Genomic DNA, 20,115 nt, shown 5'->3' with positions numbered 1-20,115 from the left:
CCTCGCGCGCCACTACCTGTAGATGGCCTCCGGCGTTCAGCGGCGCAACGCGCCGCAAGGCGCCAAACCCGATCTTGGTTTCGATGAGCTTGGTGTCGATGACCTTGGTCTCGTTCTGCGGTGGCGTTCACACCACCCCGCGAGGTTGCGTCTCCACCACCCTGCGAGGTGGCATCCATGCAACCTCCGGAGGTGGTACTGATACCACCTCCGGAGTGACCTGCGGTTTTACGGCTCCAGAGCCCGAAATCGGGGTGAAAACCGGAGCCGAAATCGGGGCCCGGAGATCCGGATTTCAGCCCCGATTCGCGGCCCGCCCCGGCCCCGGCCCCCGGACCCGGTTTTCACTCCGGTCACGCCCCCGGCGACGGCACGGCCCCGGCCGGCCAGGCGGCGAACCCGACCCACATCCACGGCCACTCCCGGATGTGCCCGATCACCTTCTCCGCCGGCACCGTGACGTCCCGGGCCTCCCCGGCCTCCCACGCCGACAGCAGCAGCCGCACGTACTCCACGTCCCACAGCACCGCCGTGTACGGCTCGCCGTCGCCGTCGAGGGCCAGGAGGAAGCCATAGCCCTCGGCCGTCGGCTGCAGCCCGGCGACCGCGCACAGCGCGAGGTAGGCCGCAGGTCCGTGGAAGTCGGTCTCGGTGGCGAGCATGGCTCCGTGGATCGCGATCACGTCGTCCTCGTCTCGGTCGGGCACCGCCTGGCGGCGGCGCGGCACACGAAGAAGCCCCGCCGGATCGGCCGGCGGGGCCTCGGAAAGGGGTCCAACAGTTACGTCAGCGGTCCGCTGACAGGGGCGTGACCCGGTGCCCGGGCACGCCGAAATCCCGGTCCGGCCCCGGAAGCCGGGCGGACCGGGTGATCAGGTGGAGCGGCGGAGGGGAGAGTCCGCAGGCCCTCCCCGTCCCGTCAGCGCGCGGCCGCCAGGTCCTCGTGCTGCGCCATCTGCGCACCACGGCAGACGCCGCACAGCCCGTCCTCGGCCTCCGTCGTACGCCCGCACGGCGAACCGTCCCAGCGGGCCCCCGAGCAGGGCGCCGGGTCCGCGCCGTACATCACCGGCATCGACGGCATCGACGGCACCTCCGGGGCCGCCTCCGGCTCGCCGCCCGACTCCTGGGGACGGTCGCCGTCGGCGTCCAGCGTCGCCAGCCGCAGCCGGTGCAGGTCCGTCGCGGCCGACCGCGCCGCGAACTGCGCCGCCAGGAGCTGACCGAGCATGTCGGCACCCTCCCGCCGGACCCGCTCGCGTGCCTGCTCCGCCTCTGCGAGCACCCGCGCCTTCGCGTCCGACCACTCGGCGGGCACGTTCCCCATCTTCGCTGCGTCCTCGGCGGCCCGCTCAGCGGCTCCGACGATGTCGTTCTCGAACCCGCTCACGCACAGCGGGCACAGCGCGCCCTCGGTGCCCCGGTCCTGCTCGCACCCCGGGCACAGCAGCCGGGTTGCGGCGGCGGCCGCCGCCTCCTTCTTCGCGTCACGGGCGGCCTTGTGGTCGGCCTTGTAGTTCTTGCCGCGCTCGATGCACAGCACGCACGGCTCGCCGTCCGCCAGGAGCTCGCCGTCCTCGCACCCCGCGTCCGGGCACTCGCCGTGCCGCAGCATCGCCACGGCCGCGCCCACCGGACGCTCCAGACGGCCCGTCTCGAACTTCTCGGCGTACCCGTGCGTCGTCCAGCGCCGCAGCACCCGGGAGACCAGCTGCTCGGCGGTCCGTTCCTTGAGGGCCTTGGTCACTGCCGTCACCAGCGTCTTCGGCGCGTCGGTGTGCGCGGTCTCGCGCATCGCCTCCCGCAGCTCCGGACGGAACGCCTCGAGGACCTTCAGCACCTCCGGCGCCAGCGGCACCTCGGCGGCCTTCCTCCGCGCCTCGCGAGCCGGGGCGGGCTTCGGCTTCGGCGCGGGCTTGGCCTGCGCCGGGACCGTCGGGGCCGCCGTCTTCTTCGCGGCCTCGGTACGGCCCTCCCACTTCGCGGCCGCCTTGAACTCCGGGTGCGCGTTGTAGAAGTCCCGCAGCCGCATCTGGCCCTGGTAGCCGGCCGGAGGGTTGTAGCGGACGAAGTACTTGTACCCCTGGCGCATCCCGCCCGCGTACCGGTACTTCTCCGTCCTGATCGCGCCGAGAGCCTCCAGCTCCTTGCGGTAGGTGGCCACCTGCCGGTCGTCCGCGAGCTCCAGGACCACCGCGATGGCCTTCTGCTTCGGGCAGGCGATCCGGCGGTTCGGGTTCTGGATGCGCGCGTTGATGTGCTCGGCGAGGAAGGCGTACATCAGGAACGCCTTCGCCGACAGACCCGCGAGCATCACCCACACCGGCACCGGCGTGTGGACGGTCGGCCAGTCCTCGGCGACCAGCTGGTCGCCCTCTTCCTCGCCGTACCCGTCGTCGTACGGCTCGTCGTCGAAGTCGTTCATCGGGCCACCTCCGAAACCGAGGCGGCGGCATCGCGAGCGGCGCCCGCGAGCAGGGGCATGTTGGTCATGAGCTGGGTGTACTTGCCAAAGCGGACACCCCCGCGAGCGCGGACTTCGGTCCCGGCCGGAGTGGAGAATCCCACGGAGAAACGTCGGCCGAACCGGTCAAAACGCGCCGTAGTGACCTTGACGGATGAGGCGTCGGGCTGGTTAGCCACGACGGTCTTGCGTACTCTCATATTGAGCCTTCTCCACCTTCACTGGAGAGCTTCGATGACTGCCGGGTGTGAGAGCCCGGGTAGTCCGTACAGGGGCCCCGCCGCGGCGGGGCCTTTTGCGTGCTCCAGCCAGTGAGAGATGGCTGGTGTCACGCGGTTCATCATCCTCTTCCTACCTGCTAGCCCAACGGCTGGACACAGGATTTCGTTGCGAAGGCCCCGATCTCCCGTCAGGCGGGACGGAACTTCCTTTCGCTGCCCGTCACATGGGACGCCCCCGTAGGTCTCGCAGGTGGGCGAGGAATGCTTGCGCCTCCCCGTCTTTCGCGTACCGCTCGTGCAGGACGCCACCGAGGTCGCTGGCGACCATCGCGAGCGAGGGCACCGACCGCCGGCTGCTGCCGAGCGCCTGCTGCCCGAATGACAGCGCCGTCTCCAGGTCGCCGTCGCGGGCCGCCGCCACGGCGAGCGTTACCCGGGCCTCGGAGATACGCATCGGCGCCTTCTCCGTCCCGTCGAAGTCCGTGCTGGACCGGATCACCTCGCCCGCGATCTGCGAGGCGAGCCCGTCCTCGGCGACCCGGCGGTAGCAGTCCATGCGGTAGAAATCGAACTTCGCCGGGTCGACCTGGAAGTGGTTGGCGATGTTCTCCGGGTAGGGCAGCGACTCCAGGAGCTGGCGGCCCGCGTCGAGCGCCACCTCCGTCTGCTGCCGGTCGCCGATCCGTGCCCATGCCTTCGCCTTCTGCGCGTACAGCTGCACGGCGACGCTGTGCCGCGGGGCGGCGGCGATCCCGGCGTCGGCGGCCGCGATGACGCCCCGGTAGTCCCCGGCCGTCAGGGCGAACCACGCCTTCATTTCGTGAGCCCAGCCGACGATGCCCGGGTCGCCGGCCTCGCTGCCAAGGTCCAGCGCGGCTCGCCGCGTCGCCTCGGCGGCCCCGCCGATCCCGGAGTCGTACTCGACACAGCCGACCAGCAGGGCGAGCTGCCCGGCGAGTGCGATCACGTCCCGGTGCTGAGCGAGCGAAAGTCGTTGGTGCTGCAGGTTCGCCACTCGGCCCAGCCACGCCTTGCCCTCGATGAGCAACTGCTCGGCAGGCGCGTGCGCGTACTCCGTGCACAGCCGGTCGGTGGTGATGCGCAGCGCGTCGAGCGTGGCGTTGTCCACGTCGCTGGCCCGCAGCCTGGAGACGATGTCGACGGTGTCCATGCCGCTGACGGCCTGGATCTCTGCCCGTCCGTCCCGCTGGCCCTCCACCGGGAAGAACGCGAAGGTCGTCGTGCCGAAGGTGGCGGCGATGGCCGGCGCGTACTTGCGGGGGTACGCCTCCCCCGCCTCCCAGCGCTTCCACTGCCGGAGCATGTCGTGCTCGGCGGGGGCGTCAGCATCCAGCCGCGGCATCAGCGCGCGCACGGCCCGAAGCTGGCTCCAACCGCGTGCTTCCCGCTCTGCCACCATGCGGCGAGCCCAGTCCGGCCGATCGTCGGACATCGAGGTCCCCTCTCCTCCCGTACGGAACCCGCAACGAATGCGGTCCGGCCTGGAGGTGCCCAGCGTCCAGCAGCGGGTCCTGACCGCGAGTCTGGCACGCACGCACCGGCCGGAGACGGTGACAAATGGCGGTGACATTTCAATGTCACCGGCGCTCGTCACTTTCGGCACTCCCTGCTCCAGAGCACCGTGTGCAGCCAACCGGCAGCTACGGGAGGCGCGTTGTGGAGCACGATTCGCGATCATGCGGAGTCCTCGATCACGGGGATGAGGCTCCCGGCGTAGACGACGTGCGGCTCGTCGGCGGTCGGCGGCTCGAACCGGGCGCCATGCCGGAGCAGGTCCTCCTGGCTGAAGTACATGGCGTTCGGGTCGTCGTAGGTGGAGGCGTTGCGCTCCTTGATCCGCTCCCACAGCTCGTCGTGGCTGGCGGGCAGGTACAGCAGCGTCACGGCCGCTCCGGCGTCCTCGCCGACCTGACGCCACTCCTGGCGCTCGTCGTGCGTCCAGAGGCCGTGGTCCAGGACGACGTCCCGGCCGGCGGCCAGCGCGGTGCGCAGTTCGGCCGCGACTTCGGTGAGGATCGGGCGCTCCCGGATCTTGTAGGCGCCGCGAGGGAAGTCCCGACCGTAGTGGCCGTGCTGCTCGAAGACCCGCTCATCGGGGCAGAGCCGCAGGAAGCCGCGGGACTCCAGCTCGCGAGCGACCGTGGTCTTCCCCGAACCGGGAAGGCCGGACATCAGGATGAGCCGGGCCGGGCCCGTCCGTCCCGCCAGTGTTCGCATGATCAGCGTGATCTCCGTCTGCCCGGCCGGAGGCAGCTCGCCCCGGCGCTGCGCCCGGAGAAGTTCCCCCAGGCGCTCCTCCACGACGTGCATGAGGGTGTCGTCCGCCAGCAAGAGCGTCATTCGGTGCTCTCCTCCTTGGTCCAGCGGCGGTCGGGCCCTCCGAGGTCCACGCCGTACTCGATGACGACACCGCCGCTGTCGATCACCTGCACCGTCGACACGATGACGGCGGCCCGGGTGTCCTGCGGGATCTCCAGCGGCCCCGCGTCGGCCGGATCGGTGATCCGGGCCCACATGGCGCTGATGCGCCGGGCGACGGGGCGGCCGGTGTGCTGCGTGATCGCGTCGATCGACGTGCCGCTCGCCAGCCGCTTGCCCATGAGCAGCTCCGGCAGCGCGTCGGCGAAGGCGGCCGGGATCCACGAGGTCGAGTGGGCGATGACCGCGTTGGAGTGCTCGTCGCGGTACGTGCGGGAGCGGCGGAGCACCTTCTCACCCGGCGCGATTCCCAGTGCTTCCGCGACATCCTCCGGTGCGGCCACGATCCCGGCCATGTGGGAGTCGGAGCGCTCGCCGGCCCGCCACGAGGAGCCGGTCAGTTTGCTGCGCTCCTCCCGCTCGGCTCCGGTCGCCAGGGACAGGCGCTCGCGTACGACCGTGCCGTGGCCGCGCGACGACGTGACCAGGCCCTCCGCCTCCAGAGCCTTGTACGCCTGGTGGACGGTGGTCTTGGCCCATCCCTTCTCCTGCGCCATCTCCTCGATCTTGGGCAGACGGTCGCCCGGTGCGTACTTCCCGCTCTTGATCTGCGCGGCGAGTGAGTCCGCGAGGTCTCTCCACTTGGGCGGCATTCCGCTGCTCTCCTCTGTCTCGGGCGACCCCAGTGAACCACAGTCATGGGACTAGATCACGTCCCGACGCAATAACAGTATTGCGTCGGCAAGGGTGATTGACAGGGGTCCGCAATACTGGGAATGTCATTCCCGCAAGGCAACGCCGAGTGAGGCAGCTCACGAAGCGTCACGGCACAGCTATGTCCAAAACGGCCGCAACTACGGGCTGGTAACCACCGCGCGACACGTCGCGGCAGGACACCCGGGCGGTACCGCAAGTTCCTTGAAAACCGAATAGGTCCCGCCGAGAGCCCCACCGAAGGAGGTGATGGGGGCGAGGCGGAGCACGACCCGAAGGACGGGGCTCGAGTGGGCCTCTGCGGAGGTGGGGTGCGAATCCCTTCCCGTCCACGCACAACTGCCATGCCCGTACGACGCGGCCCCCCGGCCAGCCTGCAAGCAACGACCGGGGAGCCGCACGGGCCGTCCACTGATTCGAGAGGAAACCGACCCGTGAACGTCATCGTCGCAGGACAGCGCATCGTGAGCGAGACCGAGTTCGTCGAGGCCGCGATCGGCTTCACCCCGACCGAGGACGACCTGGCGGACTTCGCCGAGTTCGTCGCCGAGGGATACGGCCCCGCCGAACGCCGCAACGAGGTCGACGCCGAGAACGACTTCTACTTCCGCCGGCGCAAGCCGAGCTCCCGCCGCACCCGCAAGCCCCGGACCGCCAACGGCACCGTCGTCCCGCTGCCCCGCACCCGCAGCGGCGCCGGCCTCATCGAGGACCGGAAGGGGTGGGCGGCATGAGGACCCCCTTCGGAACCTGGATCTACCTGCTGCTGGTGATCAGCGGCGGCGCCTGGGTGCTGGGATTCCAGACCGCCTGGTGGCAGCGCCTCCTGGCCGTGCTCGCCGTGGTCGGCCTGGCCGTCGCCGACGCCGCGCACACCGCGGTCGTCTCCGAGCTGCGCGAGCGCACCGCCCACGGGCTCGACTCCCTGTCCACGTGGATCAGGGGCCCGCTCGCCATAGCGGGCGGCGCCTGGCTCACCGGCTTCACCCTCCCCGCCACCGGCCGTGTCGTCCTGGCGGCCGCCGTCCTGACCGTCATCCTCTTCGAGCGGTCGATGACCGCCCCGGTCGCCAGGACCGCCCCGTGAGCCGGGTGCAGCGGCTGGCCCGCTGGCTCCTGAACGCCGCCGTCGACGTCGACGGCATCCGCCTGATGATCCGCCAGCCGAAGCAGTGGCTGCTGGCCCGCGCCCACCACCCGTGGATCGGCCTCGCGCCGCTGGCCCTGATCGCCGCCGGCACCTACGTCGGTCGGCCCACCCCGTTCTGGCTCTGGACGCTCGCCGTGGTCTACGGCGCGCTGTCCTTCGGCACCGACACGGTCGGCAACGGCGCCCACTCGCTGTGGCAGCGCGGCCGGATCTGGCAGGACACGATCTGCCCCTGCTGCGACGCCCCCGGCGACGGCGGCTGGTGGTTCGAGCACCCCGACCTCTCCCCCGACGGCCCCGAGGACCACGGGCGCACGCCCGATGAGACGCCCCGGCCGTCCCTGACGACCATCACGACCCCCCGCGAGCGGGCGGCCCAGGCCGCGTACGCCGCGACGAACCTGGAGGGCCTGCGATGAGCGAGGCAACCACCTACCGAGGCCGCGAGCAGATGGACGCGGTCAGGGCGCGCGCGGCGCAGGCCGAGGCCGCCGCGAACTCCCGGCGGACGAACGCGCTGACCGGGATCGAGATCGAAGAGGCCCGCGCGAAGGCCGCCGAGCGCAAGGACCTGCGCAAGGCGGCGGCGAAGACCAAGAAGGCCGAGGAGCGGACGAAGCGCCGCGAGAAGGCGGCCGCCGCCCGCAAGGCCCGCAACGAGCGGATCGCCGCCGCGATCGGCCAGCCGCTGCCGTGGGTGATGACGGTGGTCGTCACCTCGATCGCCTTCGCCTTCCCCGGCCAGTTCTCGGCGATGACCGGCCTCGGCGTCTTCTGGGTGCTGGCGCTGCTGGTGCCCGTGTTCATCGAGGGCGCGACCTGGGCCATGGCCTGGATGCGCAAGTGGGCGGTGGAGAACCGCAAGCCCGCCAAGCTCTACACGGTCATGACGTGGGTGTTCGCCGCTACGGCGGCCGCGCTGAACGCGTGGCACCACCTGGACGAGCCGCAGCTCGCCGTCGTGTTCGCCGCCAGCTCGCTGTTCGGCGTCGCGGTCTGGGACATCTACATGCACTCCCAGAACCACGCGGCCGGCGGGCGCGACGCCGCCGACATCAAGCTCGCGCTGCAGCGCCGGATCCGGCACCCCAGGGTCTCGCGCCGGGCCTCGTGGCTGCGGACGGCGACGATCCCCGCGCTGAGCGAGTCCGAGGCATGGGCCATCGCGTGGCGTCAGATCCGGGGCACCGAGCCGGGGCTGACGAAGCGCACGCTCAAGCGACACAACAAGCTCGCCGAGAAGGTCGCCGAGCACGCGGAGAAGGCGTGCGAGCCGCGGCTGACCGCGTCGCTCGATCTGTTCGCGGCGCCGCTCGATCCGGTCCGCGAGGTGCCCGCCGACAAGGCGTGGGCGATCGACCCGCAGGCCATCGCGCGGATCCTCGCGGACCCCGCGAACGCTAGCCGTGAGGCACGCGCGGCAGCACCCGAGAAGGAGATCAATTCGGCTAGCGACACGGCGGGCCAGAAGCCCGCGCAGGCCGCGCAGGAGCCCCGCACGCGCGACGCGAAGCCGCAGGTCAAGCCCAACAACCCCCCGGCCGTGCGAGGCCGGGAGAAGGGCCTCCAGGACGGCTCCGCGAAGCAGGCGCGCGCGGCCCGCACGCTCGCTGCGGAGACCGCCCGCGCGGCCACCCCGGAGCAGGCCGAGGCGGAGAAGCGCACGGCTCGCGAGTGGGTCCTTGAGCAGCTGCGCGCGGGCCGCGAGGTCGGCTGGCGCGACGTCCAGCGGTACTTCGAGAAGGACATCCCCGAGCAGCACATGCGTGTGGTGCGCGGGGAGACCTGGTGCCGCGCGCGGATCAAGGAGGCCATGGCCGAGCACGGCGGTGACAAGCCGCTGCAGCTGGTCGGCTGATGGGCCGCGGGTACGTCAGGTTCTGGGACCCGGACGGCGAACGGTTCGGGATCCCGACCTGGCCGTGGAAGCTCGCGCCGGCGCACCTGAAGACCCGCGACCAGCTGGTGGCGATGGGGCTGCGGCCCCATCAGCCGCCCGCCGGTCAGATCCTCTGGAACAACAAGAAGCTGGGCCTGCGCCGCGCGTACCTGTTCGACATCGCGCTCGCGGGCCCGCCCAAGAAGCGCTCGCCCGGCCAGGTCGCCTCGCTCGAGGCGGCCCGCCGCAAGCGCCGCACCTGCCCGACCTGCGGCCTGGTGCGCGACTACACGATCTCCACCGCGCTCAAGGAGTGCACGACGTGCGCGGACGGCCTCGCGGCCGCCGCCTGAACCACCCGAACCGCGGGCTCCCGGCACTCACTGCCAGGCGGGGGCCGGGAGCCCGCACCCCGTACGGCCCGACCACCACTTCCGCGCGGACCCCGGCACTCACTGCCAGGCGGGGACCGGGGCCCGCGCTCACCTCGCACAGGAGGCATGACCAGCATGACGGAGATCGACGAGCGCCCGGTTACGACCGGCCAGGCCCGCAACAAGGTGACGGAGGCGATCGAGCTGGTCGTCTCCACCCAGTTCGGCTCCACCTCGATGCTGCAGCGCAAGCTGCGCGTGGGATTCGCCGAGGCGACCGCGCTGATGGAGGCGCTGTTCCAGCTCAACGTCGTCGGCCCGGCCGACGGGTCCAAGGCCCGCGAGGTCCTGGTCAAGACCTGGGACCTGCCCGACCTCCTGCAGCGCCTGGAGGCCGACCCGCCGGCCCCGGTGCCGGTGCCCGCCCCGGCCCCGGCCGACGACGGCAAGGTCGTCACCCTCGCCGAGTACCGCACGGCGGCCGACCCGGAGGCCGCCGCGACCATCCCGGCCGTCGACTTCAGCAAGACCGACGTCTACGACCAGGAGGACGACGAGCTCCTGGACGACGACGAGGACGACGAGGTCCTGGTCGACGAGGACGACGAGGAAGACGAGCGGGTCCCGGCCGCCGCCGACTACGAGCCGAACTTCCGCGACCGGCTGCGCGAGCTGCCGCAGATCCCGGCCACCTTCCGCTCGAAGGCCGCGTTCACCCAGGCGCTGCGCGACCTCGGCAACGACACCAAGCACGGCATCTTCCACGCGGTGAGCCACTCGCCGAAGTACGCCGGGCGCGAGGTGAAGCGGGCCGCGAAGTTCTACGGCCGCGGCGTCGGCCAGACCGCTCAGTGGATCTACTCCCGCGAGCACAAGCTGCTGGTCCAGCAGGCGTGGGCGGCCAAGCAGAAGAACGCCGCGCTGATCATGTCGACCACCAAGGCCATGTACAAGGAGCGCACCCGCCGCACGCTCAAGGCGTCGGGCCTGGCGCTCGCGGCCGCGGTCGTCACCGCGATCGAGTTCGGCGCGATCTGGTACTTCAGCCCGGACTGGATGCGGCCCTTCGCGTGGGGCCCGGCGCTCGCCGTGATGACCACGCTGGTCGGCATCGGCGCGGTCGCCGAGCGGGTACGCACCAAGGTCACCCCGGTCGAGGGCGAGGCGTACGAGGCGGAGATCTCCGACGACGACCCGTTCCCGATCGCCGACGCCCGTTCGCGCGCCGAGGCGGTCGACTGCATCCGCCGGACCCTGACCGCCAACGGCATCGCGGTCGGCGCGGTCGTCAAGCCCCACCGCCACAAGTGGGGCTGGGAGATCACCGTCCGGCAGAAGTCGGGCACGCCCGCTGAGATCGTCTCCAAGGCCGGAGCGATGGAGACCCCCCTCGGGCTCGGCGTCGACCGGCTCCTGGTCCAGCCGCACAAGGAGGTCCGCTCGGACTCCACGCTGCGCCTGGTGATGAAGAACCCGTTCGCCGGGATGGGCGAGCTGGAGAAGGTGCAGCCGGGCTCCCTGACCATCACCGAGCCGCTGCTGATCGCCCGCCGCATGGACGCCCAGCCGTTCCTGCTGCCCGCGCTCGGTACCCACGTCCTGATCGTCGGCGGGCCCGGGTCCGGCAAGTCGATGCTCCAGCGGGCCATTGCCTCTCGGATCTCCGACTGCTACGACGCGCAGCTGTGGGACGTCGACCCGGTCGGCCCCGGCCTGGACGCCCTGGGGCCGGCGGTCGCCCGGAAGGCCCGCAGCGAAAAGGCGATCGAGGCGCTGCTGGAAGACGCGCTGGCAATCGCCAAGGCCCGTGCGACGAACGTCCTGGCCTGGGGGCACGGCGACAACTGGCGGCCTTCCGCCAAGGAGCCTGCCCTGGTCGTGATGCTCGATGAGTACAAGTCCCTTTCCGCATACGCGAAGGAACTGGTTATCGAGATTTTCGGCGTCGGCCGGAAATCCCGCGTCACCGTCATCATCGGCTCGCTTTACGGAACGTCCGACGCGATCGGTGAGGCCGTCGCCACGGCGGTCGCGGTCCGCATCATGCTGCCGAGCCGCCACAAGGACATCGAGCTGGTCTTCGGCGCCGGCGCGGGCGGCCAGGGCTGGCGCCCGGACCGGCTCCACCCGCTGGTGGAGGGCGAGGACCCGAACAAGTCCGACGTCGGCTGCTGCTACATCATGGGCGGCGGTTCGCGGGAGCCGCTGATCTACCGCTCCTACCCGCTGGACCCGAAGAAGGCGTACGCCCGCGGCGTGGCCCGCGCCGAGGTCGGCCTGCCCCAGCTGGACCGCCGCTCGCTCGCCGCGGCCGGGGTCAAGGCCCCGGAGCTCCCGAAGGTCGCCGACGTCCCGGCCCCCGAGGTCGAGGAGGAGGCGCAGGCCCTGGCCGACCCGCAGCTCGATCTGCTGATGGACACGCTGGACGGCATCGACGCCGTCGGCGCGACCAACAAGCAGGGGCAGGGCCGGGTCCACCTGGACACCCTCGCCGCCTGGCTGTCGGCGGAGTACCCGGACGTCTACGGCGACTGGGACCAGGCCCGCCTGTCCAAGGAGCTCAAGGCCGCCGGCGCCAAGGTCTCCGGCTCCGTGCGGGTCGGCGACCAGGGCCCGCGCACCGGCGTGAAGGGCGAGGAGATCGCCGAACTGATCAAGGAGGCCCAGGACGCGGCGGAAGCCGCCTCCGAGGGCGAGAGCTCCTGATCTGAGATGTAGAACCGCAGGTCAGCGGCCTCTACGTGCCGCTCTACACCCTGCTCTCACCCCCTCGCCTGCTCTACGTAGAGCAGGCGAGAGAGCCGGGAGAGATCGCCGTAGAGGCCGCTGACCTGCGGGAACGTCCGTGTAGAGCGGTTGTAGAGCGTCCGAGAGGCCCGAAAGGCCCGGAATGCTCCCCGACTCCCCGTGATCTTGAAGGAGGCCCGTGATGGGCGACGTGAGCACCGCCCGAGCCCGCACCGCCCCGGCCGCGAGGAAGACGGCGGTCAAGAAGGCGGCGGCACCCAAGACCGCCGCGAAGAAGGCGGTCCCGGCCGCCAGGACGCCCCGGAAGGCGGCGGCCCGCAAGACCACCGTCCCCAAGCCCGATCCGGCTCCGACCGAGCCGACCGCGCTCGCCGAGGCGATCACCGCCCGCCAGGCCCAGCCCGGCTTCGACGCCGAGCAGCTGCTCGCCAACTCCACCCCGGCGGCCCCGGCCAAGGCGCCCCGGAAGACGGCGGCCAGGAAGACGACCACCGCCAAGAAGGCGCCCGCCGCCCCGGCCGTGAAGAAGACCCCGGCGAAGAAGACGGCGCCGAGGAAGAAGACGGCGAAGAAGCCGGTGCGCACCTCGGCGGCGAAGGCCGGCACCACCCGGGCCAAGAAGTTCAGCCAGCGTGTGAAGTACGCGAGGAAGCACCCGTTCACCGCCTCGCTCGCCGTGCTCCTGGTCGTCACCACCGTCGCCTGGCGCGGCACGAAGGCGGGCGGTCGCCTGCTGAAGTCCGGCGTCACCAAGGCGTGGGCCAAGGGCGAGGACGAGCGCCTCAACCGCCGCGCCGCCAAGAAGGCCGCCGAGGCCACCGCCGCCGGTCACAAGGGCTGCCCGGCCTGCAAGGGCACCGGCGTACTGCCCAAGCACAACGCCGACGGCACATGGGCCGGGTCCATCCGCTGCACGAAGTCCGCCGCCCGGCGCGCGGGGCGCTGACATGGAGGACTGGAGCCCCGACAACCCCTTCGGCGCGATACAGCCGTACTGGCTGCAGGTCGAGGGCAAGTGGCGCACCGCCGACGTCCTCGGACCGTTCCTCGGCGAGTACGTCACCTGCCCGTTCTGCGAGAACCAGAAGGGCCTGATCTTCGAGACGGACTCCTCCCGGCTCGATGAGATGGCGGACATCACCTGCACCTGCGGAAAGAAGTTCCAGGTCCTGGAGGTGCTCGGCTACGACCTCCAGCAGCGCCTGGCCTTCCTCGCGGGTGAGGAGACCGACCCGGCCTGGACGGCGAAGATCCTCGCCGAGGACCCCAACCACACCAGCGGACCGCAGCCGCCCGGCGCCGACGACGAGGCCGACGAGCCGAAACCCGCCCCGGCCGCCGCCAGTACGACGCCCCCGCGGATGCGGTCCGCCGGCCGACGCGAGAACCGCGGCGTCGTCGTCGGCCGGGGCGAGAAGGTCACCGGCCCGGTGCAGGCCAGCGCCGGAAGCACCACCGGCGCCCGGCGGCCCGCCCCGAAGTCGTCGCCCCGGGCGACCCGCAAGGCCGTCGACGAGGCGACCCGCCCCGCGCCCGGCACCCGCGTCTACCGCAACGACGGCGTCGTCAACACCGGCGTCCTGGTCGTCGGCGACAACAACCGCCAGATCAACGTCCGCGCCGACGGCAAGGGCGGCGGCCAGGTCACCGTCGACGGCCAGCCGCTCACCTCCAGCGGCCGCGTCCCCCGCAAGTTCGCCGCCCGGGCAGAGCGCGCCGTCCGCGACGCCGTCCGCCAGGCCGGAGGGCAGGGCGCCGGCCCCGGCGAGGTCCGCATCCACGGCGAGAACAACAGCGTCGTCACCACGACCACCAGCGGTGATCAGGTCCAGGTCACCCGCTCCACCAGCAGAAGGAAGAAGGAGGACTGACCGTGCTGACCATCTCCGCCGTCGTGGTCTTCGTGCTCGCCGAGGCCGGGCTGATCTGGAAGGGCGGCCTGAAGTTCTGGCACGCCGCCGTCTGCAACATCGCCGCCCTCTACCTGGCCGCCACCTCCATGGGGCCGTCGCTCTACGGCGGGCTGGAGAACGCAGCCAACATGCTCAGCGAAATACGTTTCTAACCACGTCGCAATTCGGCTAGCGGAAAAGCTCAGTTATCCAGTAGCCGTCACGCCGACCTGACAGCTAGCTGAGCGACTACCCGAACAGATCGCCTTTCCGGTGCTCCTGTCAGCAGACCGCTGACAGGAGTCCAATCCGCTCCCACCTCGCGCAATGCAACGGAAGGAGCCCCATTCCGTGGGCGTCAAGTACGTCATAGTCGAGCCCGATCCGCCCGGCCCGCGCTGGAAGACGACCGCCGTCATCATCGGCGTGCTTCTCCTGGCCGCCTACCTCAACGGGCACGACGGAACGGCGGATCACCCCGAGCCGCGCCCCTCGCCCTCCCCGAGCGTCAGCCGCAGCGCGACGCCGTAAAGCCCGGCCGATCCCGCCGGCCCCGGAGCGCCTCTCACCGTTCCGGGACCTGGCGGGGACGCCCGGTCACCCCCGACCGGACGCCCTTCGCCCGACGAAGGAGTACACCGTGTCCGTCTCCGACTTCCTCGCCCGCCTCCAGGGCAAGCGGGCCGCCTACGACACCACCGACGAGGTCGTCCAGCTCCTGGACGAGCAGTACGCCCGCATCCACGACGCCCGCCTCCCGCTCCACCTGCAGCGCGCCGCGCACCTGGAGCAGCTGCTCAGCTTCCAGCCCGGCCTGGTCGACGCGCGCGGCCAGGCCGCCGACCTCGCGCTGCACACCGAGGCCCTCATCACCGCCGCCCGCTCCAACGGGCACGAGGAGCTCGCCGAGCGCCTGGTCGACGCCGCCGAGGCGCTCAACGAGGCGGTCTCCCACCTCGCCGCCGCGACCCACGAGACCGTCCCCGTCCCGCAGGTTCCGCTCGCGTACGCCGCCTGACCTGCACCAACAAAAAAAGCATCCTCGAAAGATGCCAAACGCTTGAAACGCATCCTTCAAGGATGCATTATTGGTTGTGCGGGGGCCGCCTGGCCCCCGCACTCTCCGACCAAGGAGTTCGTCTTGACCACCTCCCAGACCTTCACCGCCACCGCCGCCGGCGCCGTGTGGACCGACATCATCAGCCACGTCGGCACGGTCAACGTCACCATCGACCCGACGCTGAAGAACGCGGTCGTCACGGTGAGCACCGGCGACGACGAGGGCCCCCTGGCCGACGCGGTGCGCGGCACCACGAAGAAGGAGAACAAGCACGGTCAGCTGGACTGCCTCACCGTCCGCGTCCCCAAGGTCCAGGGCAACACGATGACGATGGGCAACTCCACGTTCAGCTTCAACGGCGGGAACATGGTGGTCGGCCAGAACTTCGGCGTCGTCACCGGCTCCGTGACCGGCATGACGATCAGCAACGGCGACGTCATCATCGGCGGCCGCAAGGTCGTGGAGAACGGCCGTGTCGTCGCCGAGGCGGGGACCGTCGTCAGCGGCGGCGGGATGGGCACCATCACCGTCGACGTGAAGCTGCCGAGTGACCAGTCCTCGGTCCGGCTGGAGACCACCAGCGCCGACATCACCGTCCACGGCGACCTCCAGGTCCTGGACACGCACTCGGTCTCCGGCGACGTCGAGGCCAGGGGCGTGCACACGCTGCGGGCCAACACCACCTCCGGCGACGTCGAGGTGGACCGCGTCGACGCCCGGGTCGACGTCACCTCGGTCTCCGGGGACATCGAGATCGGCGCGTACAACGGCACCGAGTTCCGCGCCACCACGGTCAGCGGCGACGTTCACGTCAGCGCCACCCCGGCCGCCAGCGGCTCGATCGACGCCAGCACGGTCTCCGGCGACGTCACCACGCGCGGCACCGGCCACCTGCACGAGCGCGTTCGCACCGTCTCCGGCCGCCGCCGCAGCCGCTGACCACCACCCATCCGCTGCCCCACATCGACCCAGGAGTGATCGTGACCGACGCCAACCCGCTGGAACTCTTCCGTGAGCTCGCCCGCGACTTCCAGGAGCACCGCGACGTCAGCCGCATCGCCGCCGCCCACTTCGTCGGCATCTTCGCGATGACCAACGCCCTGTACGACACCCAGGAGGAGGCCGAGGCCGAGGCCAACCGCCTCGTCACCCAGGCCCTGCAGAACGGGGAGTCGTGGGCGAAGGAGTGGATGGAGGCGTCCATCGACGTCATGTACCCGAACGCCGCCTCGATCTGCGAGACCGCCACGAAGGCCGGCACCGACCCGATCGCCGCCCTCCAGGCCGTCTACGGGATCGCCTCCGACGTCGCGGGCGAGCTCGCCCGCGCCATCAGTCGCCGCCGCAACATCGGCTGACGCCGCCCCGGGGCGGCCGCCAGGTCGCCAAACTCACCGGCCGCCCCGGGCCTCCCATCCCGCTCCAGACGGAGCAGGGGGCAGACACATCGTCCCTCGAATCCGAAACGGAGCTCCACATGACCCCGCGCCCCGACGACGAGGCCCGTACCGAACTGCGGGACCTGGTCGCCAAGGCCAGCGAGCGCCGCGCATCCGAGCGCGAGCGCGTCGAGACCGAGTTCTGGCAGGAGATCGACCGCCTGCAGAGCCGGTACCACGGCGCTCAGCAGGACATCGCTGACGCCCTGGACGTGAAGCGCAACCAGATCCTTCGGCAGACCAAGCGCTACCGGTCCGCCGAGGAGCCTGCCGCCGACTGACCCCGGCCGCCGCCCCGCCCCGGTTCTCCCGGGCCGGGGCGGCCCCCGCCGGGAGACGCCCCGAGGAGGGCCCGATGCCGCAGTACCCCCCGGCCCCCGGCGAGATGCCGGCCCCGAAGACGCCCGCCACCTTCCTGCGCGAGCACGCCGCGTACGCCACCACCGCCGTCTCCGCCGGCACCCTGCTGACCCTGGCGAGGATCTGGAACGAGCAGGGCGCCGAGCACAGCGTGGGGGCCGCGGCCCTGATGCTCTGCTTCGGCGGCGCCTCCGGCCTCTTCGCCGTCCGCCTGGACGACCCCACCGCACAGGCCGTGTTTGCCTCCGGCGCGATGACGTTCGGCGCGCTGTCGGTCGGCGTCTACTCCGACTCCATCACCCCGGCCCTGATCATCTGGGCCGTCGCCGTCATCACCTCCTGCGTGATGATCGGCCGCTCCCACCGCGAGGACCACCGAGTCCAGCGGGCCCACCTCAACGACATGCAGGCCCGGAACCTGGAGCGCAACGCCGACCTGTCCATCGCGAAGATCGAGGCCACCGCGATGGTCGACGCCGCCCGCGAGCAGTCCGCCGCGATGGCCGCGCTCGAGGAAGCCCGCGCCCACCGCAGCGCCCTGGACGAGAACGGCGCCGTCGACCCGATGGCGATGCTCCGGGCCACCGGCCAGCTCCCCAAGCTCTCCGTCGTCCACGACGACGCCGACCGGCGCACCGCCTGAGCCGGGGGCACCGAGATGATCAGTGTCACCAGCCAGAACGTCTCCTTCGGTCACCGCCGCCTCGCCCGGTACGCCGAGCAGATCGCCGACCAGGCCGCCGGGCTCATCCGCTCCCACTTCGGCGCCCTGCCCGACGTCCAGGTCCTCATCTCCAGCCGCAGCGACGCGCTGGCCGACTTCGTCCACGAGTCCAAGGTCTCCCTGCTGCCCGGCGCGGACCCGCGCGAGGTGGCCAAGCAACTGCGCTGGGAGCGCCGGGGCCTGCGCGGCAAGTACGGCGTCACCGAGCTGTCCGCCGGCGGCATCGTCCTCGGCGTCAACCTCGGCAAGGCCCGCACCACCGCCGACGTCAGCGAGACGCTGACGCACGAACTGGTCCACGCGCACCAGCTCTCCGGCCGCGCCGCCCGCGAGGAACACCTCGCCTACCTGCGCTACGGGTTCGAGATCGAACCCCTGCCCCGCCGCAAGGTCCGCGCCTACGAGCGCGTCATGGACCGCCGCGAGCGCGAGGCCCGCGACGCCGAGCGCCTCGCCTCCCAGCTCCCCGCCTGAACCCGCACGTCACCCCGTCGAACAGGAGAAACCTGATGGCGAGCAAGCAGGCCCTGAACCCGCCGAAGGGCGAGTGCACCCAGTGCTGGCTGCACGCGTACGACAGCCGCGAGCAGCACAAGCACCTCAAGCCGCGCGAGGACTGCCCGGCGTGCGTCGACCACATGAACAACGGGCACGGCAACATGATCGTGGGGGCCGACCGATGAAGATGCCCTGGATGAGCCGCGCGGACAAGCGGCGCTGGCGCTCCGCCGAGAACCTCCAGGAGCTCGGTCACCTGGTGGCTTCCTGGCTGATCGGCGACCTCGCCAGCCAGCCCGGCTACCAGCCCAACTGCGGCCCCGACGAGGAGACCCAGCACCTCATCCCGGTGCTGGTCGCCGTCAACCGCCTCGGCTTCGTCACCGACGGCTCCCAGCCCGGATTCGCCGGATACGGCTACGACCACCACTGGTGGGAGCAGCGCGCCGCCGTCTCCGGCATCGTCGACGACCCGCAGCTGCGCGACCGCCTGGTGGCCGCCGCCGAGGTGGCCGGCCTCACCGTCGTCCAGCACGACATGACGCCCCGCCGTCACGCCGAGGGCGTACCCGTCACCCGCTCCCTGGGCCGCGCCCGCACCCACTTCGGCCGCTTCCTGCCGGTCCGCGACCTGCGCACCGTCTGGCAGCCGGAGATCATCGGCCGCCGCACCTTCGAGAAGGTCGCCGCAGCGTGGCAGCTCACGCTCATTGACCCCGAGTGGGGCCGCGACGACGTCCTGTGGGAGGCCCTGGCGGAAGTCGTCCGCCAGTACCGGCTCGAAGACGTCGAACGGAAGGCACGAGTGCGCCGCGAGGCCCTGAGCCACGACAACCTCTGTCGCCGCTACGCCTACCCCGACCTGGCCCGCGGCGCGGTCCAGGAGTGGCACGACGACAAGGTGCGCCGGGCGGTCGAGGAAGCGAAGCTCAGCGGCTGCACGGACGCCGCCATCGAGCTGGTCGTCGGCTGCGAGTGCTGATCTGTCCCTCCCCCGTGCCGACCGGCCCGCCGTGGGCCGGGCGGTGCGGGGGACCGGACAGCCCGGCCCCCGCAGAGATCAGCACGAAGGAGGTGGACGCCATGGCGCACTGGGAGATCAGGATCCCCACCGTCACCGCCGACCAGCGAGACGGCGTCCAGGTGTTCACGTACAGCGCCGAGCAGTATCCGCTGCAGCTCCTGGCCAAACGCCAGGCCCGCAAGGACGTCGACAGCGCTGACGCCATCCGGCACCGCCGGGGCGCGACCGCCAAGCCCGACGCCATAAGCGTCGTGTGGCACGAGACGTACGAGTTCGCGAACGGCTTCTGAGTTCGCCCCGGGGCGGCCGTCCTACGGCCAAGCAGACCGGCCGCCCCGGGCCCATCCACCCCGTACAAGACGAGACGGAGAACCCCATGATGACGCAGACGGAGCTCGCCTTACAGCTCTTGATCCTGCTCCTGGCGGGAGGGTGGACGCTGCACGCGCACCGCCTCTACCGGCGTCTGCACCGCGTCCGCCGCGACCCGCTGACCGGGCTGCTGACCCGGGAGGGCTGGAGCCGCGCCGCGAACCGCATCATCCGCCGGCACCGCAGCGCGACCGTTCTCCTCGCCGACCTCAACGGCTTCAAGGCGGTCAACGACCGGCACGGCCACGACGCGGGCGACGCGGTCCTCGCGGCCGCCGGCGAACGGCTCGCCGCCTGGTGCGGCAAGAACGAGGTCGCCGGACGGCTCGGCGGCGACGAGTTCGTGGCGGTCCTCGCCGACGACACCCGCCTGCCCGACCGGCTCGCCGACCTGGCGCAGCTCCTGCGCCAGCCCGTCGCCCACAACGGAGAGCAGCTGTGCGTCGGCGCCTCCATCGGCGCGGCCCGGCTCGCCGAGCTGGAGACCCCGACCCTGGCGGCCGCGCTCAAGGCCGCCGACGGCGCGATGTACCGGATCAAGGGGCGCACCCGAGGCGGCCGCCGCCTCCTGGTCCCGGCGCTCGCCGCCGTCCGCCGCCTCCCGGTCTCGCTCGCCCAACGCTTCCGGCTCGCCGCGTAGAAGCCCGACCCGGGCGCCCCCAGCGGGCGCCCGGGTCGTCGGCTCCGCCGCGTACCGGGTCTGACCTGCACCCGAAGAAAAAGCATCCTTCAAAGATGCCAACCCCCTAGAAATGCA

The 20,115-nt window shown here is 71.5% G+C and carries 26 protein-coding genes; 20 read left to right on the top strand and 6 right to left on the bottom strand.

All coding sequences use genetic code 11. The annotated features are described in order from the left end of the window. Nucleotides 1–353 precede the first annotated feature (353 nt). The 6 genes from ACIRGB_RS35315 to ACIRGB_RS35290 form a co-directional block, all read right to left on the bottom strand. On the bottom strand, nucleotides 354–707 hold the full coding sequence (locus tag ACIRGB_RS35315; RefSeq protein WP_403873698.1) for a hypothetical protein: 354 nt from the start codon (nucleotides 705–707) through the stop codon (nucleotides 354–356). A gap of 212 nt (nucleotides 708–919) precedes the next feature. Next, on the bottom strand, nucleotides 920–2,425 hold the full coding sequence (locus ACIRGB_RS35310; protein ID WP_403873694.1) for a hypothetical protein: 1,506 nt from the start codon (nucleotides 2,423–2,425) through the stop codon (nucleotides 920–922). Continuing rightward, nucleotides 2,422–2,664 (bottom strand): hypothetical protein, encoded by a 243-nt coding sequence (locus ACIRGB_RS35305; protein ID WP_403873691.1) that lies wholly within the window; start codon nucleotides 2,662–2,664, stop codon nucleotides 2,422–2,424. Before ACIRGB_RS35305 ends, ACIRGB_RS35310 begins: the two co-directional genes overlap by 4 nt. 241 nt (nucleotides 2,665–2,905) lie before the next feature. Then, complete coding sequence (locus ACIRGB_RS35300; RefSeq protein WP_403873688.1) at nucleotides 2,906–4,060, bottom strand: XRE family transcriptional regulator; 1,155 nt, start codon at nucleotides 4,058–4,060, stop codon at nucleotides 2,906–2,908. Between the two features lie 320 nt (nucleotides 4,061–4,380). Next, nucleotides 4,381–5,046 (bottom strand): AAA family ATPase, encoded by a 666-nt coding sequence (locus ACIRGB_RS35295; protein ID WP_403873685.1) that lies wholly within the window; start codon nucleotides 5,044–5,046, stop codon nucleotides 4,381–4,383. Then, entirely contained in the window at nucleotides 5,043–5,777 is a 735-nt protein-coding gene (locus ACIRGB_RS35290) for a GntR family transcriptional regulator (protein WP_360017324.1), read from the bottom strand. The genes ACIRGB_RS35295 and ACIRGB_RS35290 overlap by 4 nt, the downstream gene beginning before the upstream one ends. A gap of 495 nt (nucleotides 5,778–6,272) precedes the next feature. Here ACIRGB_RS35290 and ACIRGB_RS35285 point away from each other — a divergent pair, with 495 nt between their 5' ends. The 20 genes from ACIRGB_RS35285 (at nucleotide 6,273) to ACIRGB_RS35190 (ending at nucleotide 19,998) form a co-directional block, all read left to right on the top strand. Next, on the top strand, nucleotides 6,273–6,572 hold the full coding sequence (locus ACIRGB_RS35285; protein ID WP_403873682.1) for a hypothetical protein: 300 nt from the start codon (nucleotides 6,273–6,275) through the stop codon (nucleotides 6,570–6,572). Further along, nucleotides 6,569–6,925, top strand: coding sequence for a hypothetical protein (locus ACIRGB_RS35280; RefSeq protein WP_403873679.1), 357 nt, complete (start codon nucleotides 6,569–6,571; stop codon nucleotides 6,923–6,925). Before ACIRGB_RS35285 ends, ACIRGB_RS35280 begins: the two co-directional genes overlap by 4 nt. After that, nucleotides 6,922–7,407, top strand: coding sequence for a hypothetical protein (locus ACIRGB_RS35275; RefSeq protein WP_403873676.1), 486 nt, complete (start codon nucleotides 6,922–6,924; stop codon nucleotides 7,405–7,407). The genes ACIRGB_RS35280 and ACIRGB_RS35275 overlap by 4 nt, the downstream gene beginning before the upstream one ends. Continuing rightward, nucleotides 7,404–8,846 carry a hypothetical protein gene (locus ACIRGB_RS35270; protein ID WP_403873673.1) on the top strand — a complete coding sequence of 481 codons (1,443 nt, stop codon included), beginning with the start codon at nucleotides 7,404–7,406 and terminating at the stop codon, nucleotides 8,844–8,846. Before ACIRGB_RS35275 ends, ACIRGB_RS35270 begins: the two co-directional genes overlap by 4 nt. Beyond that, nucleotides 8,846–9,220 carry an RRQRL motif-containing zinc-binding protein gene (locus tag ACIRGB_RS35265; protein ID WP_403873670.1) on the top strand — a complete coding sequence of 125 codons (375 nt, stop codon included), beginning with the start codon at nucleotides 8,846–8,848 and terminating at the stop codon, nucleotides 9,218–9,220. The genes ACIRGB_RS35270 and ACIRGB_RS35265 overlap by 1 nt, the downstream gene beginning before the upstream one ends. 147 nt (nucleotides 9,221–9,367) lie before the next feature. After that, nucleotides 9,368–11,947, top strand: a complete 2,580-nt coding sequence (locus ACIRGB_RS35260) for a DNA translocase FtsK (protein WP_403873667.1) — start codon at nucleotides 9,368–9,370, stop codon at nucleotides 11,945–11,947. A 223-nt stretch (nucleotides 11,948–12,170) separates the two neighbouring features. Beyond that, nucleotides 12,171–12,935 (top strand): hypothetical protein, encoded by a 765-nt coding sequence (locus ACIRGB_RS35255; RefSeq protein WP_403873664.1) that lies wholly within the window; start codon nucleotides 12,171–12,173, stop codon nucleotides 12,933–12,935. 1 nt (nucleotide 12,936) lies between these two features. After that, entirely contained in the window at nucleotides 12,937–13,860 is a 924-nt protein-coding gene (locus tag ACIRGB_RS35250; RefSeq protein ID WP_403873661.1) for a hypothetical protein, read from the top strand. A 2-nt stretch (nucleotides 13,861–13,862) separates the two neighbouring features. Further along, complete coding sequence (locus ACIRGB_RS35245; protein WP_384276222.1) at nucleotides 13,863–14,054, top strand: DUF2304 domain-containing protein; 192 nt, start codon at nucleotides 13,863–13,865, stop codon at nucleotides 14,052–14,054. A 178-nt stretch (nucleotides 14,055–14,232) separates the two neighbouring features. After that, a complete protein-coding gene (locus ACIRGB_RS35240; RefSeq protein WP_403873658.1) occupies nucleotides 14,233–14,412 on the top strand; it encodes a hypothetical protein in 180 nt (59 codons plus the stop codon). Nucleotides 14,413–14,521: 109 nt separating this feature from the next. Continuing rightward, nucleotides 14,522–14,899, top strand: a complete 378-nt coding sequence (locus tag ACIRGB_RS35235) for a hypothetical protein (protein WP_403873655.1) — start codon at nucleotides 14,522–14,524, stop codon at nucleotides 14,897–14,899. Nucleotides 14,900–15,022: 123 nt separating this feature from the next. Further along, on the top strand, nucleotides 15,023–15,880 hold the full coding sequence (locus ACIRGB_RS35230) for a DUF4097 family beta strand repeat-containing protein (protein ID WP_403873653.1): 858 nt from the start codon (nucleotides 15,023–15,025) through the stop codon (nucleotides 15,878–15,880). Nucleotides 15,881–15,921: 41 nt separating this feature from the next. Then, entirely contained in the window at nucleotides 15,922–16,299 is a 378-nt protein-coding gene (locus ACIRGB_RS35225; protein WP_403873650.1) for a hypothetical protein, read from the top strand. A 119-nt stretch (nucleotides 16,300–16,418) separates the two neighbouring features. Then, the gene (locus tag ACIRGB_RS35220; RefSeq protein WP_403873647.1) at nucleotides 16,419–16,661 is read left to right on the top strand and encodes a hypothetical protein; all 243 of its coding nucleotides are present in this window, start codon (nucleotides 16,419–16,421) and stop codon (nucleotides 16,659–16,661) included. Between the two features lie 74 nt (nucleotides 16,662–16,735). Then, nucleotides 16,736–17,383 carry a hypothetical protein gene (locus tag ACIRGB_RS35215; protein WP_403873644.1) on the top strand — a complete coding sequence of 216 codons (648 nt, stop codon included), beginning with the start codon at nucleotides 16,736–16,738 and terminating at the stop codon, nucleotides 17,381–17,383. Nucleotides 17,384–17,398: 15 nt separating this feature from the next. Continuing rightward, nucleotides 17,399–17,938 carry a hypothetical protein gene (locus ACIRGB_RS35210; protein WP_403873641.1) on the top strand — a complete coding sequence of 180 codons (540 nt, stop codon included), beginning with the start codon at nucleotides 17,399–17,401 and terminating at the stop codon, nucleotides 17,936–17,938. Nucleotides 17,939–17,973: 35 nt separating this feature from the next. Further along, the gene (locus tag ACIRGB_RS35205) at nucleotides 17,974–18,147 is read left to right on the top strand and encodes a pRL2-8 (protein WP_403873638.1); all 174 of its coding nucleotides are present in this window, start codon (nucleotides 17,974–17,976) and stop codon (nucleotides 18,145–18,147) included. Between the two features lie 11 nt (nucleotides 18,148–18,158). Further along, nucleotides 18,159–18,944, top strand: a complete 786-nt coding sequence (locus ACIRGB_RS35200; protein ID WP_403873635.1) for a DUF6919 domain-containing protein — start codon at nucleotides 18,159–18,161, stop codon at nucleotides 18,942–18,944. A gap of 101 nt (nucleotides 18,945–19,045) precedes the next feature. Further along, nucleotides 19,046–19,276 carry a hypothetical protein gene (locus ACIRGB_RS35195; protein ID WP_403873633.1) on the top strand — a complete coding sequence of 77 codons (231 nt, stop codon included), beginning with the start codon at nucleotides 19,046–19,048 and terminating at the stop codon, nucleotides 19,274–19,276. Nucleotides 19,277–19,362: 86 nt separating this feature from the next. Then, nucleotides 19,363–19,998 carry a GGDEF domain-containing protein gene (locus ACIRGB_RS35190; RefSeq protein ID WP_403873630.1) on the top strand — a complete coding sequence of 212 codons (636 nt, stop codon included), beginning with the start codon at nucleotides 19,363–19,365 and terminating at the stop codon, nucleotides 19,996–19,998. Nucleotides 19,999–20,115: the final 117 nt, after the last annotated feature.

Origin of the sequence: Streptomyces sp. NPDC102490, assembly GCF_044765285.1 — a bacterium.
Taxonomy (GTDB): domain Bacteria; phylum Actinomycetota; class Actinomycetes; order Streptomycetales; family Streptomycetaceae; genus Streptomyces.
Note: the sequence above shows the minus strand (reverse complement) of the source record. Positions and strands in the feature narration are given on the sequence as shown.

Coding starts and splice junctions, on each gene's coding strand:
- ACIRGB_RS35310 (WP_403873694.1), bottom strand. CDS start 2,425: ATGAACGACTTCGACGACGAGCCGTACGACGACGGGTACGGCGAGGAA.
- ACIRGB_RS35305 (WP_403873691.1), bottom strand. CDS start 2,664: ATGAGAGTACGCAAGACCGTCGTGGCTAACCAGCCCGACGCCTCATCC.
- ACIRGB_RS35295 (WP_403873685.1), bottom strand. CDS start 5,046: ATGACGCTCTTGCTGGCGGACGACACCCTCATGCACGTCGTGGAGGAG.
- ACIRGB_RS35290 (WP_360017324.1), bottom strand. CDS start 5,777: ATGCCGCCCAAGTGGAGAGACCTCGCGGACTCACTCGCCGCGCAGATC.
- ACIRGB_RS35280 (WP_403873679.1), top strand. CDS start 6,569: ATGAGGACCCCCTTCGGAACCTGGATCTACCTGCTGCTGGTGATCAGC.
- ACIRGB_RS35270 (WP_403873673.1), top strand. CDS start 7,404: ATGAGCGAGGCAACCACCTACCGAGGCCGCGAGCAGATGGACGCGGTC.
- ACIRGB_RS35265 (WP_403873670.1), top strand. CDS start 8,846: ATGGGCCGCGGGTACGTCAGGTTCTGGGACCCGGACGGCGAACGGTTC.
- ACIRGB_RS35260 (WP_403873667.1), top strand. CDS start 9,368: ATGACCAGCATGACGGAGATCGACGAGCGCCCGGTTACGACCGGCCAG.
- ACIRGB_RS35255 (WP_403873664.1), top strand. CDS start 12,171: ATGGGCGACGTGAGCACCGCCCGAGCCCGCACCGCCCCGGCCGCGAGG.
- ACIRGB_RS35250 (WP_403873661.1), top strand. CDS start 12,937: ATGGAGGACTGGAGCCCCGACAACCCCTTCGGCGCGATACAGCCGTAC.
- ACIRGB_RS35220 (WP_403873647.1), top strand. CDS start 16,419: ATGACCCCGCGCCCCGACGACGAGGCCCGTACCGAACTGCGGGACCTG.
- ACIRGB_RS35215 (WP_403873644.1), top strand. CDS start 16,736: ATGCCGCAGTACCCCCCGGCCCCCGGCGAGATGCCGGCCCCGAAGACG.
- ACIRGB_RS35210 (WP_403873641.1), top strand. CDS start 17,399: ATGATCAGTGTCACCAGCCAGAACGTCTCCTTCGGTCACCGCCGCCTC.
- ACIRGB_RS35205 (WP_403873638.1), top strand. CDS start 17,974: ATGGCGAGCAAGCAGGCCCTGAACCCGCCGAAGGGCGAGTGCACCCAG.
- ACIRGB_RS35200 (WP_403873635.1), top strand. CDS start 18,159: ATGAGCCGCGCGGACAAGCGGCGCTGGCGCTCCGCCGAGAACCTCCAG.
- ACIRGB_RS35195 (WP_403873633.1), top strand. CDS start 19,046: ATGGCGCACTGGGAGATCAGGATCCCCACCGTCACCGCCGACCAGCGA.
- ACIRGB_RS35190 (WP_403873630.1), top strand. CDS start 19,363: ATGATGACGCAGACGGAGCTCGCCTTACAGCTCTTGATCCTGCTCCTG.